13 protein-coding genes and 1 pseudogene are annotated in these 14,168 nt (G+C 68.9%); 10 read left to right on the top strand and 4 right to left on the bottom strand.

Translation table 11 applies throughout. The features are described from left to right. The 7 genes from AVE30378_RS31580 to AVE30378_RS31610 form a co-directional block, all read left to right on the top strand. The coding region (locus AVE30378_RS31580; RefSeq protein ID WP_165360354.1) for an amidase at positions 1–1,277 on the top strand (1,277 nt) is incomplete at its 5' end. Positions 1,278–1,420: 143 nt separating this feature from the next. Further along, entirely contained in the window at positions 1,421–2,629 is a 1,209-nt protein-coding gene (locus AVE30378_RS31585) for an ABC transporter substrate-binding protein (protein ID WP_129247025.1), read from the top strand. Positions 2,630–2,727: 98 nt separating this feature from the next. Next, positions 2,728–3,618 (top strand): branched-chain amino acid ABC transporter permease, encoded by an 891-nt coding sequence (locus AVE30378_RS31590; protein WP_129247027.1) that lies wholly within the window; start codon positions 2,728–2,730, stop codon positions 3,616–3,618. Between the two features lie 2 nt (positions 3,619–3,620). Next, positions 3,621–4,589, top strand: coding sequence for a branched-chain amino acid ABC transporter permease (locus AVE30378_RS31595; RefSeq protein ID WP_129247029.1), 969 nt, complete (start codon positions 3,621–3,623; stop codon positions 4,587–4,589). Beyond that, the gene (locus tag AVE30378_RS31600) at positions 4,589–5,326 is read left to right on the top strand and encodes an ABC transporter ATP-binding protein (RefSeq protein ID WP_129247031.1); all 738 of its coding nucleotides are present in this window, start codon (positions 4,589–4,591) and stop codon (positions 5,324–5,326) included. The genes AVE30378_RS31595 and AVE30378_RS31600 overlap by 1 nt, the downstream gene beginning before the upstream one ends. Then, on the top strand, positions 5,319–6,053 hold the full coding sequence (locus AVE30378_RS31605) for an ABC transporter ATP-binding protein (RefSeq protein WP_129247033.1): 735 nt from the start codon (positions 5,319–5,321) through the stop codon (positions 6,051–6,053). Before AVE30378_RS31600 ends, AVE30378_RS31605 begins: the two co-directional genes overlap by 8 nt. Then, on the top strand, positions 6,053–6,550 hold the full coding sequence (locus tag AVE30378_RS31610; protein WP_129247035.1) for an ureidoglycolate lyase: 498 nt from the start codon (positions 6,053–6,055) through the stop codon (positions 6,548–6,550). The genes AVE30378_RS31605 and AVE30378_RS31610 overlap by 1 nt, the downstream gene beginning before the upstream one ends. 1 nt (position 6,551) lies before the next feature. Here the strand turns inward: AVE30378_RS31610 and AVE30378_RS31615 are convergent, their stop codons facing one another. From AVE30378_RS31615 to AVE30378_RS31625, 3 genes are all read right to left on the bottom strand, one after another. Beyond that, a complete protein-coding gene (locus tag AVE30378_RS31615; RefSeq protein ID WP_129247037.1) occupies positions 6,552–7,181 on the bottom strand; it encodes a class I SAM-dependent methyltransferase in 630 nt (209 codons plus the stop codon). A gap of 438 nt (positions 7,182–7,619) precedes the next feature. Continuing rightward, positions 7,620–9,476, bottom strand: coding sequence for a phosphoenolpyruvate carboxykinase (GTP) (locus tag AVE30378_RS31620; protein ID WP_129247039.1), 1,857 nt, complete (start codon positions 9,474–9,476; stop codon positions 7,620–7,622). A 145-nt stretch (positions 9,477–9,621) separates the two neighbouring features. After that, positions 9,622–11,244 (bottom strand): acyl-CoA synthetase, encoded by a 1,623-nt coding sequence (locus AVE30378_RS31625; RefSeq protein ID WP_129247041.1) that lies wholly within the window; start codon positions 11,242–11,244, stop codon positions 9,622–9,624. A 156-nt stretch (positions 11,245–11,400) separates the two neighbouring features. On the opposite strand from AVE30378_RS31625, the gene AVE30378_RS31630 reads away from it, so the two are divergent. Next, positions 11,401–12,126: a TetR/AcrR family transcriptional regulator gene (locus AVE30378_RS31630; RefSeq protein WP_129247043.1), complete on the top strand. Its 726-nt coding sequence runs from the start codon at positions 11,401–11,403 to the stop codon at positions 12,124–12,126. Here the strand turns inward: AVE30378_RS31630 and AVE30378_RS31635 are convergent. Continuing rightward, positions 12,090–13,001 (bottom strand): SDR family oxidoreductase, encoded by a 912-nt coding sequence (locus AVE30378_RS31635; RefSeq protein WP_129247045.1) that lies wholly within the window; start codon positions 12,999–13,001, stop codon positions 12,090–12,092. The genes AVE30378_RS31630 and AVE30378_RS31635 overlap by 37 nt on opposite strands. Positions 13,002–13,137: 136 nt before the next feature. Here AVE30378_RS31635 and AVE30378_RS31640 point away from each other — a divergent pair, with 136 nt between their 5' ends. Together AVE30378_RS31640 and AVE30378_RS32955 are read left to right on the top strand one after the other, a co-directional pair. Beyond that, positions 13,138–13,932, top strand: a complete 795-nt coding sequence (locus AVE30378_RS31640; protein WP_208742478.1) for an enoyl-CoA hydratase/isomerase family protein — start codon at positions 13,138–13,140, stop codon at positions 13,930–13,932. 60 nt (positions 13,933–13,992) lie between these two features. Continuing rightward, a pseudogene (locus AVE30378_RS32955) lies at positions 13,993–14,168 on the top strand (Zn-dependent hydrolase); the annotation flags it as partial.

A 14,168-nucleotide genomic window follows, 5' to 3' on the forward strand; every position in this document is an offset into this window, starting at 1 on the left:
CGGCCGACGCCGCCAAGGCCGCGCTGGCCGCCGCGCGCCAGCAGGCCGGCCTGAACGCCTTCATCGCCCTGTCGGACACACCCGCGCTGGACGGCGCCGCCGCCGCCGCGGCCCGCAAGCTGCGCGAAGGCGCGGCCATGCCGCTGATGGGCGTGCCGATCGCCGTCAAGGACCTCATGCAGGTGGCGGGCTTCTCCCAGACCAACGGCAGCGGCGGGCTGAAGCCGCCTCCCGCCCTGCGCGACGCGGCGGCGGTGGCGCGCCTGCGCGATGCCGGCGCGCTGGTGGTCGGCACGACCAACCTGCACGAACTGGCCTATGGAATCACCAGCGAGAACCCGCACTACGGGTGGGTGGGCAATCCCCGCGCGGCGGGCTACACGGCGGGCGGATCCAGCGGCGGTTCGGCCGCGGCGGTGGCGGCCGGCATCGTCCGCCTGGCCATCGGCACCGACACGGCCGGCTCCATCCGCATTCCCGCCTCGTGCTGCGGCGTGGTGGGCTTCAAGCCCACGTTCGACGCCATTTCGCGCGACGGCGCGCAGGCGCTGGGCGCCAGCCTGGACCACCTGGGCCCGATCGCCGCCAGCGTGGCCGACGCCGCGCTGGCCTATTCGATCATGGCGGGCCAGGCGGAACGCACCGTCAGCCCCGGCGCGCTGGCCGGGCTGCGCGTGGGCGTGCCGCGCAATTACTTCTACGCGCCCCTGGCCGACGACGTGGCGCAGGCGGTCGACCGCGCGCTGGCCCTGATGCAGGCCGACGGGGCCGTCCTGGTTCCGCTGGACCTGCCCGGCGTCGAACACAGCGCGGCGCTGCAATTCGCGACCCTGTGCAGCGAAGCCACCGACATCCATTGGCGCCGGCTCATCGACCAGCCCGACACCCTGGGCGCCGACGTGCGGGTGCGGCTGGAGATCGGCCAGTTCTTCCCGGCCACCTGGTACACGCGGGCGCAGCGCGGGCGCGCCGCCCTGGCGCGCACGTTCGAGCAGGCGATGCAGGCCGTGGACGTCCTGGTCACGCCCACCCTGCGCATCGAACCGCCGCGCTCGGGCGCGGGCGCGGTCGTCATCGGCGGCCAGGAAGTCCCGCTGCACACCGCCGTCACCGGACTGACCATGCCCTTCAACCTGACCGGCATGCCCGCCCTGACGCTGCCTTGCGGCAGCGGCCGCAACGGCCTGCCGATAGGCTTGCAGATCGCCGGGGCGCGCGGCGCCGACTGGCGCGTGCTGAATGCCGCGGCGCGGGTGGAGGCGCTGCTGGCCGCCTGACGCCCGGTCCGCATGCTGGTAAACACTAACTGGTCAGACCGGTATTACAGGATTAAAAAACAGACGACGTTCCCCGACCGCCGACACCGTTCGCCCTCGCGGACGACGGCATCGCCGCAGCTCCTTTCCAAAAGGAAACAACGATGAAACTGCTTCGCTTTGCCGCAGCCGTATCCGCGGTCGTTCTTGCCTCTTCCGCCCATGCCGCGGACCCCATCGTCATCGGCGTGAGCATCGCGCAATCCCCGCCCGGCTCCGTGGTGCAAGGCACCCAGGTGAAGGACGGCGTGGAGATCATCGCCAAGATGATCAATGACAAGGGCGGCGTGCTTGGCCGCCCGCTGAAGATCGTCTACGAAGACAACCAGGGCATTCCGGAAAAAGGCCGCGCCGCCGCCGAAAAGCTGATCTCGCGCGACAAGGTCGTCGCCGTGACGGGCGGCCACCAAAGCTCGGTCTGCCTGGCCGAGATCGAAGTCGCGCACCGCTACAAGGTGCCGTACGTCAACACCAATTGCTGGTCCGACGACGTGCGCATCAAGGGCTATCCCGAGGTTTTCAACCCCGTCAACTACAACACGCGCGTCTCCAGCGCCATGGCTGACACGATCGCCGCGCTGAAGGTCAAGAGCGTGATCGCCTTCGCCGAGAACACCGACTACGGCATCGGCCAGGCCAAGCTGCTGGGCGACTTCCTCAAGAAGACCGCGCCGCAGACCCAGTACAAGTACGTGGCGCTGGACCGCGCGGGCAAGGACTTCACGCCGGCGGTGCTGCCGCTGCGCGGCAATCCGCCCGACCTGGTGGTCAACATCATGTTGCCGCCGGCCGCGTACATCCTGATGAACCAGTTGTACGAACAGGGCGTGGCGCCCAGCGCCAAGACGTGGTTCTACGACGGCGCCGGCATCGCCGACTACCCCGACTTCTGGAAGAACGTGAAGGAAGCCGGCAAGTACATGCTGGCCTTCGGCCTGTACCACCCGCAGATGCCCATGCCCCAACTGGGCCTGGACGTGGGCGCCGCCTACCAGAAGCAGGCCAATACCGAACCCAACCGCCTGATCTTCCAGGCCGCCGATTCGGTGCTGCTGATCGCCCGCGCGATCGAGGAAGCCAAGTCGACCGACAGCGCCGCCATCATCAAGACCCTGCAAGGCATGCAGTTCGAGGGCGTGCGCGGCAAGTTCGGCTTCTCGCAGCAGCCGGGCTACACCTACCAGCAGTGGGTCGACATTCCCTACGTCACCTACCAGTTGACCGAAGTGGACCAGCCCCTGAGCAAGACCACGCTGATCCAGGCTTCGGGCCAGCCGCTGCAAATCGACAAAGTGGTCAAACCGGCCAAGTGATTGCCCCCGAGGGAACGCTTTTTGCCTAGAGGCGGACCGCCTCCATTCCTGAACCGCAATGAACGCCGGGGCCCCGCCCCGGCGTCGGGGAGCATCGAGTGCTGGCACTGGACCTGTTCGTCAACGGCCTGATCATCGGCCTGTTCTACGCCCTGATGGCGGTGGGCCTGACCATGATCTTCGGCATCCTGAAGGTCGTGAATTTCGCGCACGGCGAGTTCTACATGATAGGGGCCTACACCTACACCCTGGTGTCGCTGGCCCTGGGCGTGCCGCCCTGGCTGGCGCTGCCCATCGCCGCCGCGGCGGGCGCGCTGCTGGGCTGGGCCACGGAACGCTGGCTGATGCGTCCGCTGTACGCCGGCTACGGCTCGTGGGGCCTGATGAAGGACGAATACGCGGTGGTCGTCACCTTCGGCCTGTCCCTGCTCCTGATCAATCTGGTGGACAAGGTCGTGGGCCCGTATCCCATGCGCGGCCCGGCCCTGTCGGACGTGACGCGCATGGCCATCGGCCCCTTCATGATGAGCGGCCAGAAGCTGATCACGGCGGGCCTGTCCATCGTGCTGCTGGCGGGGCTGGCGCTGTTCATCAAGCGTTCGCTCTGGGGCAGGCAGGTCCAGGCGGTGGCGCAGAACCGGCTGGGCGCCTCCATCGCCGGGATCGATACGGCGCGCGCCAGCAGCATCATCTTCATGGCCTCCGGCGTGCTCGCGGCGCTGGCCGGCGCGCTGCTGGCCCCGGTCATCAACCCGGCCCCGGACGTGGGCGCGTTCCCGGCCATCAAGTCCTACGTGATCGTCGTGATCGGCGGCATGGGCTCGATTCCCGGCAGCATCCTGGCGGCGCTGGCGCTGGGCGTGCTGGAGAGCTTCGGCGCGGTCTACCTGTCGTACGACTACCGCGACACCTACGGGCTGGTTCTCCTGATCCTGATCCTGCTGTTCCGGCCCAAGGGCCTGTTCGGCGAACGCGCGCGGGAGGTCTGACCATGGATCCGCTTGCCCACCCCAACCTGCTGCGCAACAAGCTCCGCCAGGAAATGCGCCTGTCGCTGGCGTTCCTGGCCTTGCTGGCGCTGCTGCCGCTGGGCATCTCTTCGCCTTACTGGCTGGGTGTCCTGATCGTCAGCATGTACTTCGCGATGCTGGCCACCGGCTGGAACCTGCTGGCGGGCTACACCGGCCAGTTCTCGCTGGCGCCGGCCGCCTTCGCCATGCTGGGCGGCTACACCACCGGCCTGCTGGCCTACCACTGGGGCGTGCCGCTGTGGCTGGGGCTGCCGCTGTCCGCCGTGGTGCCGGGGCTGATCGGCCTGGTGCTGGGCCGCATCGTGCTGCGGCTGTCCGGCCCCTACCTGGCGCTGACCACGCTGTCCTTCGCCGAGATCGTGCGCCTGGTGATCTACAACTCCATCGACTTCACCCGCGGCGACCAGGGCCTGCACGTGCCCGCGCTGCTGGAAAGCCGGGTCGGCAACTATTACCTCTTCCTGGGCGTGCTGGCGGCGGTCACGCTGCTGGTCTTCCTGCTGCTGCGGGCCCGTCCGGGCCGCTTCCTGCAGGCGATCCGCGACGACGAGATCGGCGCGGCCAGCCGGGGCATCGACGTGGTGCGCTACAAGACACTGGCCTTCCTGGCCAGTTGCGCCATCTGCGGATTCGCCGGCGGCCTGTACGGCACGTTCGCGCAGTTGGTCAGCCCGGAACTGGGCATCGTGGCGCAGACCGGCATGGTGATCGCCATGGTGGTGATCGGCGGCATGGGCACGCTGGTCGGGCCCCTGCTGGGCGCGGTGCTGGTGTACGTCGCGTCCGAACTGCTGCGCGACGCGGACAACATCCAGATGATCGTGTTCGCGCTGCTGGTCATCGTGTTCGCGCGCTTTTTCCGCGAAGGGCTGTGGGGCCTGGCGCGCCGCGCCGTCCTGCGCCGTTCCGGCACCGCCAGGGGAGCCTGATGGCACTGCTGCAGATATCGGGAATACAGAAGCGCTTCGGCGGGTTGCTCGCCGTGAACGGCGCGGGCATGGACGTGGCCGACGGCGAACTGCTGGGGCTGATCGGACCCAACGGCTCGGGCAAGACCACCCTGCTCAACGTGCTGTCCGGCCACCTGGCGGCGGACGCGGGCGACGTGCGGCTGGACGGGCGCAGCGTCCTGGGACTGGACCCTACCCGCCTGACGCGGCTGGGCGTGCTGCGCATGTTCCAGATGACCCGCGTCTTCAACCGCGTCAGCGCCTACGACAACCTGGTCGTGTGCGGGCTGGCGATGGGGCTGGACGAGGCCGGCGCCAGCCGGCGCGCGCTGGAACTGCTGGAAGAGCTCAAGCTGGGCCACGTCATGCACCTGGACGCCGGCCAGTTGTCGGGCGGACAGAAGAAGCTGCTGGAGTTCGGCGCCTGCTTCATGGTGCCGCCGCGCGTGGCGCTGCTGGACGAACCCTTCGCCGCGGTGCACCCCGTCATGAAGGAAACCATGTCGGCCTTCATCCGCCGCCGCAACCAGGGCGGCCAGACCTTCATCCTGGTCAGCCACGATATGCCGGTGGTGGTGGACCTGTGCGCGCGCTCGGTGTGCATGAACGCCGGCCGGGTGCTGGCCGACGGCCCCACGCAGCAGGTGCTGCGCGAGCCCGCCGTGATCGAGGCGTACCTGGGCGAGCAGGGACAAGAGGAGCAGAACCATGCCTGACACGCTGCTGGCCATGGAGAACGTGACCGCGGGCTACCTGGGCGACATCGACGTGCTGCGCGACGTCTCGCTGACGGTGGAGGCCGGCCGCATCAGCGGCCTGATCGGGCTGAACGGCGCGGGCAAATCGACGCTCATGAAAGCCATCTGCGGCTTCCTGCCGCCGAAGTCCGGCCGCGTCACGCGGGCCGGGCGCGACATCTCCGGCCAGGCGCCGCACCGCATGATCGACGACGGGCTCTGGTACATCCCGCAGGAATCCAGCCTGTTCCCCTACCTGACGGTGGAGGAAAACCTGCGCCTGCCGCTGGAGGGCCGCCGCAAGCGCTACGGCGACGTGCTCGAACCGCGCTTCGCCCACACGCTGGAGCGGTTTCCGGTGCTGAAGGAAAAGCTCAAGGACCAGGCCGGCAACCTGTCGGGCGGCCAGCAGAAATCGCTGGAATTCGCCAAGGCCTACATGGTGCAGCCCCAGGTCTGCCTGATCGACGAACCCAGCATCGGGCTGGCGCCGCGCGTGGCGGCCGAAGTGTTCCAGTGGATACGGGCCTTCGCCGAGGCCGGCATGGGCATCCTGCTGGTGGACCACAACGTGCGCCGCGTCGTGGCCATGTCGAACCACATCTACGTGCTGAGCCTGGGCGAAATCACCGCCTCGGGCTCGCCCGAGGATTTTGCCGGCGACCTGCACGAACAGGTGCGCGAATGGCTGGGGATCAATTTCTGATGGACACCCGGACCTTGATGGCGCAGCCCCTGTCCGCCGAGGCGTTCGCGCCCTATGGCGAAGTCGTCGGCAGCGCGGGCCGCGGCGGCCGCGCCATCAATGCCGGCACCTCGCTGCGGGTGGAGATGGGCGAACCCGACATCCTCGACGCGGGCGGGCGGCCGTCGCTGTCCGTCTTCCGGGCGCGGGCGATCGCCCTGCCCTTCGCCGCGCGAGTGCTGGAACGCCACCGGCTGGGCAGCCAGACCTTCCTGCCGCTCGGCGCCACGCCGTACCTGGTGCTGGTCGCGCTGGGCGCGGACGCGCCCGACACGGCCACGCTGCGCGCCTTCCTGGCCGGGCCGGGCGTGGGCGTCACCTTGCGCCGGGACGTCTGGCACCATCCGCTGATGGCGCTGGCCGACGGCGATTTCGCGGTGCTGGAACGCGCCGGCCCGCAAGTGGATTGTGAATTGGTGCCGCTGCCGGACGCGCCCTGGGTGATCCGCGCCGACTGAACTACGCCGTCCGCCGCCAGACGCTGGCCAGCCAGGGCTGCTGCTCGCGCGGCAGGCCCTGCGGCCGGTAGTAGTGTTCCAGTTCCTCGAACCCGGCGTCCGACAACAGGCCGCGCCAGCCGTCCAGGTCATGGTAGGCGCCGTAGCGCCCCCGGTTCCAGCCTTCCTGGTTGCCGCCGCGCGGATTGGAGCTGAACAGCACCCCGCGCGGCTTCAGCGCGGCGCGCAGTTCCCGCAATACCCGCGGCAGTTCCTGCCCGGGCACGTGGAACAGCACGGCGTTGGCGAAGACGCCGTCGAACCGCTCCGCGGGCAGGGACAGTTGCAGGAAGTCCTGCTGCCAGACCTCGCAGCCGCTCGCCTGCCGCGCCATTTCGACGAAGCGCGGCGTGCCGTCTAGGCCCACCGCCCGGTGGCCGAGCGCGGTGAAGGTCTTCAGGTCGCGGCCCGGGCCGCAGCCCAGGTCCAGAATGTCGTAGGGAGGGTCCCCTTCGATGTGGCGCAGCAGCGCGGCGATGTTCTGGCCGACGTCGTGGCCGCGAGTGCCGGCCTCGAACGATTCGGCGTTTTCCTGGTAGTGCGCCAAGGTCAATGAACTGATCTTGGCCAGGTCTTCGGGGTCGAGTCTCATCAGGCGATTGTGCCTGAAATGGGGGGGTATCTGTGGCTGGTTGGTGTCAGACACCCGGGAAGAAGCGCGCCAGCTTGCGCGGGCGGTTCATGGGGTGTCTGACACCTGCGTTCTATGCAGGGATGTCCGCGTGCAGTGGGTGTCAGACACCCGGGAAGAGGCGCGCCAGCCTGCTCGGGCGGTTCATGGGGTGTCTGACACCTGCGTCCTATGCAGGGATGTCGGCGTGCGGTTGGTGTCAGACACCCGGGAAGAGGCGCGCCAGCCTGCGCGGGCGGTTCGTGGGGTGTCTGACACCTGCGTTCTATGCAGGGATGTCTGCGTGCAGTTGGTGTCAGACACCCGGGAAGAGGCGCGCCAGCCTGCGCGGGCGGTTCATGGGGTGTCTGACACCTGCGTTCTATGCGCGCAGTGGGTGTCTGACACCTTGCCGCGGCGTCAAGCCGTCAGCCGCCCTTCGATCCGGGCCTTGGTGGCCGGCAGGTCTTCCGGCAGGCCTTGTTCCAACTGGTTGAACAGCTCGTCGTGCAGGGCGAGTTCGTCCCGCCACGCGGCGGCGTCCACGGACATGACCTGTTCGAACTTGTCCGGGCTGAATTCCAGGCCGGTCCAGTCGATGTCCTGGTAGCTGGGCGAAATGCCGAACACCTGGTCCACGCCCTTGGACTGGCCGTCGATGCGGCCCAGCATCCAGCGCAGCACGCGCATGTTGTCGCCGAAGCCGGGCCAGACGAACTTGCCGTCCGGGCCCTTGCGGAACCAGTTGACGCAGTAGATGCGCGGCAGGGTGGCGCCGGCCGCTTCCAGTTGCTTGCCCAGCTTCAGCCAGTGGCTGAAGTAATCGCTCATGTTGTAGCCGCAGAACGGCAGCATGGCGAAGGGGTCGCGGCGCACCACGCCCTGCTGGCCGGCGGCCGCGGCGGTGGTTTCCGAGCCCATGGTGGCGGCCATGTAGACGCCTTCGACCCAGTTGCGGGCCTCGGTGACCAGCGGCACGGTGGTGGAGCGGCGGCCGCCGAAGATGAAGGCGTCGATGACCACGCCCTTGGGGTTTTCCCATTCGGGGTCGATGGACGGGCATTGCGCGGCGGGCGCGGTGAAGCGCGCGTTCGGGTGCGCGGCCTTGCGGCCGGTCTCGCGCGCGATGGCGGGCGTCCAGTCCTGGCCCTGCCAGTCGATCAGGTGCGCGGGCGGCGTGTCCGTCATGCCTTCCCACCACACGTCGCCGTCGTCGGTGAGCGCCACGTTGGTGAAGATGACGTTGGCCTTGAGCGTGGCCATGGCGTTGAAGTTGGTCTGTTCGCTGGTGCCCGGCGCCACGCCGAAATAGCCGGCTTCCGGGTTGATGGCGTGCAGGCGGCCGTCGGGGCCGGGCTTGATCCAGGCGATGTCGTCGCCGATGGTGGTGACCTTCCAGCCGTCCATGCCCTGCGGCGGGATCAGCATGGCGAAGTTGGTCTTGCCGCAGGCCGAGGGGAAGGCGGCGGCCACGTGGTACTTGCGGCCCTTGGGCGAGGTCACGCCCAGGATCAGCATGTGCTCGGCCAGCCAGCCCTGGTCGCGCCCCATGGTGGAGGCGATTCGCAGCGCGAAGCATTTCTTGCCCAGCAGCGCGTTGCCGCCGTAGCCCGAGCCGTAGCTCCAGATTTCGCGGGCCTGCGGGAAATGCACGATGTACTTGGTGGGGTTGCACGGCCAGGCCACGTCGGCCTCGCCGGCGGCCAGCGGCTTGCCCACGGAATGCACGCAGGGCACGAAGTCGCCGTCGGCGCCCAGCACGTCGTAGACCTGCTTGCCCATGCGCGTCATGATGCGCATGTTCACCACCACGTAGGGGCTGTCGGAGAGTTCCACGCCGATGTGGGCGATGTCCGATCCCAGCGGGCCCATCGAGAACGGCACGACGTACAGCGTGCGGCCGCGCATGGCGCCGTCGAACAGGCCGTTGAGCGTGTCGCGCATCTCGGCGGGATCGGCCCAGTTGTTGGTCGGGCCGGCGTCTTCGGCACGGTCGGAACAGATGAAGGTGCGGTCCTCCACCCGGGCGACGTCGGAAGGATCCGACCAGGCCAGGTAGGAATTAGGCCGCTTGGCGGGGTTCAGCCTGCGCAGGGTGCCCGACTGGACCATCTGCTCGCACAGCCGATCGTATTCTTCCTGGGAGCCGTCGCACCAGACCACGCGGTCGGGCTTGGCCAGCGCGACGAAGCTCGCCACCCAGTCGATCAGGCCGCGGTGCTTCACGTAGGCGGGCACGTTCAAGGCGGCCAATCCCCCATCCAAAGGCTTATTCATCGGGGTCATCTCCATACTAGTAAGGCCTAATGGTGATACGGCCCCATTTGCATGGGGCCGTATCGGTTTTGCGCCATCATACTTGCAGCGGCCGGCAGCCCGTCAACCCATCCTCTTGGACGACATTGTCACGGGTTGAGACCGCCTACGCGTAGCTGCCGTCGCGCAGCTCCCGGCGGATGATCTTGCCGGTGGCGGTGGTCGGCAAACTGGTTACAAAGCGGATCGCGCGCGGATATTCGTGCGCCGCCAGGCGGGTGCGCACGTGCGCCTGCAAGGACTTCACCAGCGCCTCGTCGCCTTCGAAACCGTCGTTCAAGACCACGTAGGCCATCACGATTTCGGTGCGCTCGGCGTCGGGCACGCCCACCACGGCCGCCATGCGCACGGCGGGGTGGCCGATCAGGCAGTCTTCGATGGGTCCCGGGCCGATGCGGTAGCCGGCGCTGGTGATCACGTCGTCGTTGCGGCCGACGAAGCGGATGAAGCCCTGTTCGTCGCGCACGCCCAGGTCGCCGGTCAGGAGGTAGTCGCCGGCGAATTTCTCGGCCGTGGCCTGCGGGTTGTTCCAGTAGCCCAGGAACATGACCGGGTCCGGCCGCAATACGCCGATATTGCCTTCCTGTCCATCCGCCACTTCGGCGCCCCGCTCATCCACAATCGCGACCCGGTGTCCGGGCGCGGCGCGGCCGATGGACCCGATGACGGGATCGAAGAGCGAGGAGCACGAGGACACCAGCATGTTGCACTCGGTCTGGCCGTAGAACTCGTTGATCGTGACGCCCAGCACTCGCCGGCCCCAGTCGATCAGTTCCGCGCCCAGCGATTCCCCGCCGCTGGCGACCGAGCGCAGCGCCAGCGCGCCGGGCCCGGGCGGCTGCGCCACGCCGCGCATCATCTTCAGCGCGGTGGGCGGCAGGAAGGTGTGCGTCACGCCATGGCGCGCCATCAGTTCGAAGGCGCCGGCGCCGTCGAACTTCTCGAAGCGGCGCGCCAGCACGGGCACGCCGTGGTGCCAGGCCGGCAGCAGGACGTCCAGCAGCCCGCCGATCCAGGCCCAGTCGGCCGGCGTCCACATCAGCGCGGCGTTCTCGGGGAAGAACTCGTGCGACATCTCGACGCCCGGCAGGTGGCCCAGCAGCACGCGGTGCGCATGCAGCGCGCCCTTGGGCTTGCCGGTGGTGCCCGAGGTATAGATGATGACCGCCGGGTCGTCGGCCGCCGTCGCGGCGGGCGCGTAGTCCTCGGACTCGGCGGCCAGCGCGGCATGGAACGGCACCGCGCCGTCCACGGATTCGTCGTCGATGCAGTACACGACCTTCAGGCCGGGCAGGCTGGCGCGGATCTCGCGCAGCTTGCGGCAGCCCGCCGCGTCGGTCACGAGCGCGGCCGCGCCGCTGTTGGCCAATCGGTACTGGATGGCGTCCACGCCGAACAGCGTGAACAGCGGCACCGCCACGGCGCCCATCTTGTAGACCGCGATGTGCGTCACCGCGGTCTCGGGCGCCTGCGGCAGGTAGATGGCCACGCGGTCGCCGCGCTGGATGCCATGGCGTTCCAGGCTGTGCGCCAGGCGGTTGGACTGCGCCTTGATCTGGTCGAAGGTGTAGCGCGACTGGACGCCGTCGCTTTTCTCGTAGATCAGCGCCAGGCGGCCGCTGCCGTCGGCCCACTTGTCGCAGGCGTCTACGCCGATGTTGTAGGCCGCCGGCACCTGCCATTGGAACTGGGACGCAAGCTGCGTGTAGGAATCGGTTCTGGACAGCATGGTTTGTCTCTAATGTCGTTCGAATCCGCCGGCGCCAGGCGCCGGCCGCGGGGAAAAAGCCCCGGCGATGAAATTGCCCGGATCGCGTGCCTTGCCACGAACTTGACCCTGGCTCAATAATAAGCCCCCTCCCACCGTATCGCCTCCCGCCCCCGCATGGAAAAAGCCGCCACCGTCCCGATGCGCCGTCCGCCGGCCAGCGCCAAGTCCGAACAGCGCATCCGGGACATCCTGCGCGTCGCGCGCCAGGTCTTTTCCGAAACGGGATTCCAGGCGGCCACGGCCACCGAAATCGCGCAGCGGCTGGGCGTGTCCGAAGCCACGGTCTTCACCTATTTCGGCGGCAAGCGCGAGCTTTGCGTGCGGGTGATCAGCGACTGGTACGACGAAATCATCGCCAAGGTGGAAGACGACCTGCCCCGCGTGCATGGCGCGCGGGCCCAGTTGCATTACCTGGTGCACGCGCATCTGCGGCACCTGCTGGCCGAAGGGCCCGGCCTGTGCGCGTTCATCCTTTCCGAAGGACGGGCGCGCAACGATGATTTCGGCGAGGTCTACGCCGCGCTGCAGCGCCGCTACACCGCGCCGCTGATGCGCATCCTGGCCCAGGGCCAGGCCGACGGCGACATCCGGCGGGACATGCCGCTGCGTCTGCTGCGCTCGGCGGTCTACGGCCCGATGGAGCACGTGCTGTGGGACGCCATGCTGCGCGGGGCGCGGGTGGACGTGGGCGCCACCGCCGAACAACTGGTCGGCTTCCTGTGGCAGGCCCTGCAGCCGCCCGCGCAAGACGCGCTGGCGCTCGCTCAGTTCCGCGGCGAAGTGCGGGACGCCCTGCATCGCCTTCAGTCGTCGGAGAACAGGGACGGCGGCACGTACTGAGGAAAGCCGTTGTAGACCTCCCCCCGTTCGGCGGCCTGCAAGGTCCAGGAATGGCGCGCGTTGGGCACGCCGCCATCCACGCGGATGACGCTGCCGTTGATGAACGCCGCCGCCGGCGACAGCAGGAAGACCACCGCCGCGGCCAGCTCGGCCTCGGTGCCGAACCGCTGCAGCGGCACCTTGGTCTTCAGGTCGCGCAGCACCGCCCGGTATTCGTCGTCATAGCTGTCCATGCCGCTGGAGGCGATCCAGCCGGGCGCCACCGCGTTCACGCGCACGCCCGCGTGCGCCCATTCGCAGGCGGCCGTCTCGGTCAGGTTCCAGACGCCGGCGCGGGCCGCGCCCGAATGCCCCATGCCCGGCATGCCGCCCCAGATATCGGCCAGCATGTTGACGATGGCGCCGCCGTGCTGGCGCATGTGCTGGGTGTAGACCTCGCGCGCCATCAGGAAGGTGCCGTGCAGGTTGTTCTGGACCACCGCGTTCCAGCCGTTGAAGCTGATGCGGTCCAGCGGCGCGGGGAACTGCCCGCCCGCGCAGTTGAACAGGCCGTCGATGGCGCCATGCCGGGCCAGCGCGTCGGCGACCGCGCCGCGCACGCCGGCCTCGTCGCGGATGTCGCAGGCGTGCACGCTGATGCGGCCGGCGGCTTCCGGGTAGATCCGCGCGATCTCCTGTTCGGCCGCCTGCAGTTTGTCCAGCTTGCGTCCCACCAGCGCCAGGCCCGCGCCCAGGGCCGCCAGTTCGTGCGCGGCGCAACGGCCCAGGCCGCTGCCCCCGCCGGTCACCATGATCGTCCTGCCCTCGAACAGGCCCGGCCGGAATACCGACGCATAGCGCTGGCCGGCGGCGGATCCGCCTGCGTGTTGTTCCATGTCTCCCTCCGTGTTTTTTTGAGGATAACTCAATATTTACTCATCATGCATCGCCCCACGGCCGATTTCCTCCTAGAATCGCTTCATCGGTTCCCGATTTTTATTGAGCCCCAATCAAGAAGACAGGAGACCCCGCATGACGATGCAGACCCCGCTGGACGTGGCCCATGACGGCCCGGTCGCGCGCCTGACGCTGAACCGCCCCGACACGCGCAATGCCTTCGACGAAGCCCTGATCGCGGCCCTGACCGACGCGGTCCGGGCCGCGGGAGAAGATCCCGGCGTCCGCGTGCTGCTGCTGACCGGCGCGGGCAAGGCGTTCTGCGCCGGCGGCGACCTGAACTGGATGCGCAAGATGGCCACGCTGACCGATGCCGAGAACCGCGCCGACGCCGCCAGGCTGGCCGGCATGCTGCATGCGATCTGGTCCTGCCCCAAGCCGGTCGTGGCCAGCGTCAACGGCGACGCCTACGCCGGCGGCATGGGGCTGCTGTCGGTCTGCGACGTCGCCATCGCCGCCGACCACGCCCATTTCTGCCTGTCGGAAACGCGGCTGGGCCTGCTGCCGGCCACCATCAGCCCCTATGTGATCCGCGCCATGGGCGAACGCGCCGCCAACCGCTACTTCCTGACCGCCGAACGCTTCGACGCCGCCACGGCGCTGCGGCTGGGACTGGTGCACGGGACCGTGCCCCTGGACCGCCTGCGCGAAGAAACCGACGCGATCTGCCGCGCGCTGTCCGACAACGGCCCCGCCGCCGTGCAGGCCAGCAAGCGGCTGGTGCGCGACTTCGCCGGGCAGGCGATCGACGCCGCGCTCATCGCCGACACGGTGGAACGCATCGCGGCCGTGCGCAGCACGGACGAAGCCCGGGAAGGCGTCGGCGCGTTTCTGGAAAAGCGCGAGCCGGCCTGGCGAACGGCCCGCTAGGGGCGGCCGTGGCCTGGAAAAGCGCATGCCATAATCGCAGGCGCATTTTCAGGAAGTCCCATGCCCCATGCTTTCCCTCCCCTGAACGCCGAGCGCCTCTGGGCCCGCGTCGAAACCCTGTCCCGCTTCACCCTGCCCGACGTTCCCTGGACGCGCCGAGCGTTCTCGCCGCTGTTCGGCGAGGCCCGCGCCTGGCTGCGCGGCGAATTCGAAGCCGCGGGCCTGTCCACCCGCCT

Source organism: Achromobacter veterisilvae, assembly GCF_900496975.1.
GTDB classification, from domain to species: Bacteria; Pseudomonadota; Gammaproteobacteria; order Burkholderiales; family Burkholderiaceae_B; genus Achromobacter; species Achromobacter veterisilvae.

Coding starts and splice junctions, on each gene's coding strand:
- AVE30378_RS31585 (WP_129247025.1), top strand. CDS start 1,421: ATGAAACTGCTTCGCTTTGCCGCAGCCGTATCCGCGGTCGTTCTTGCC.
- AVE30378_RS31595 (WP_129247029.1), top strand. CDS start 3,621: ATGGATCCGCTTGCCCACCCCAACCTGCTGCGCAACAAGCTCCGCCAG.
- AVE30378_RS31600 (WP_129247031.1), top strand. CDS start 4,589: ATGGCACTGCTGCAGATATCGGGAATACAGAAGCGCTTCGGCGGGTTG.
- AVE30378_RS31605 (WP_129247033.1), top strand. CDS start 5,319: ATGCCTGACACGCTGCTGGCCATGGAGAACGTGACCGCGGGCTACCTG.
- AVE30378_RS31610 (WP_129247035.1), top strand. CDS start 6,053: ATGGACACCCGGACCTTGATGGCGCAGCCCCTGTCCGCCGAGGCGTTC.
- AVE30378_RS31615 (WP_129247037.1), bottom strand. CDS start 7,181: ATGAGACTCGACCCCGAAGACCTGGCCAAGATCAGTTCATTGACCTTG.
- AVE30378_RS31620 (WP_129247039.1), bottom strand. CDS start 9,476: ATGAATAAGCCTTTGGATGGGGGATTGGCCGCCTTGAACGTGCCCGCC.
- AVE30378_RS31625 (WP_129247041.1), bottom strand. CDS start 11,244: ATGCTGTCCAGAACCGATTCCTACACGCAGCTTGCGTCCCAGTTCCAA.
- AVE30378_RS31630 (WP_129247043.1), top strand. CDS start 11,401: ATGGAAAAAGCCGCCACCGTCCCGATGCGCCGTCCGCCGGCCAGCGCC.
- AVE30378_RS31635 (WP_129247045.1), bottom strand. CDS start 13,001: ATGGAACAACACGCAGGCGGATCCGCCGCCGGCCAGCGCTATGCGTCG.
- AVE30378_RS31640 (WP_208742478.1), top strand. CDS start 13,138: ATGACGATGCAGACCCCGCTGGACGTGGCCCATGACGGCCCGGTCGCG.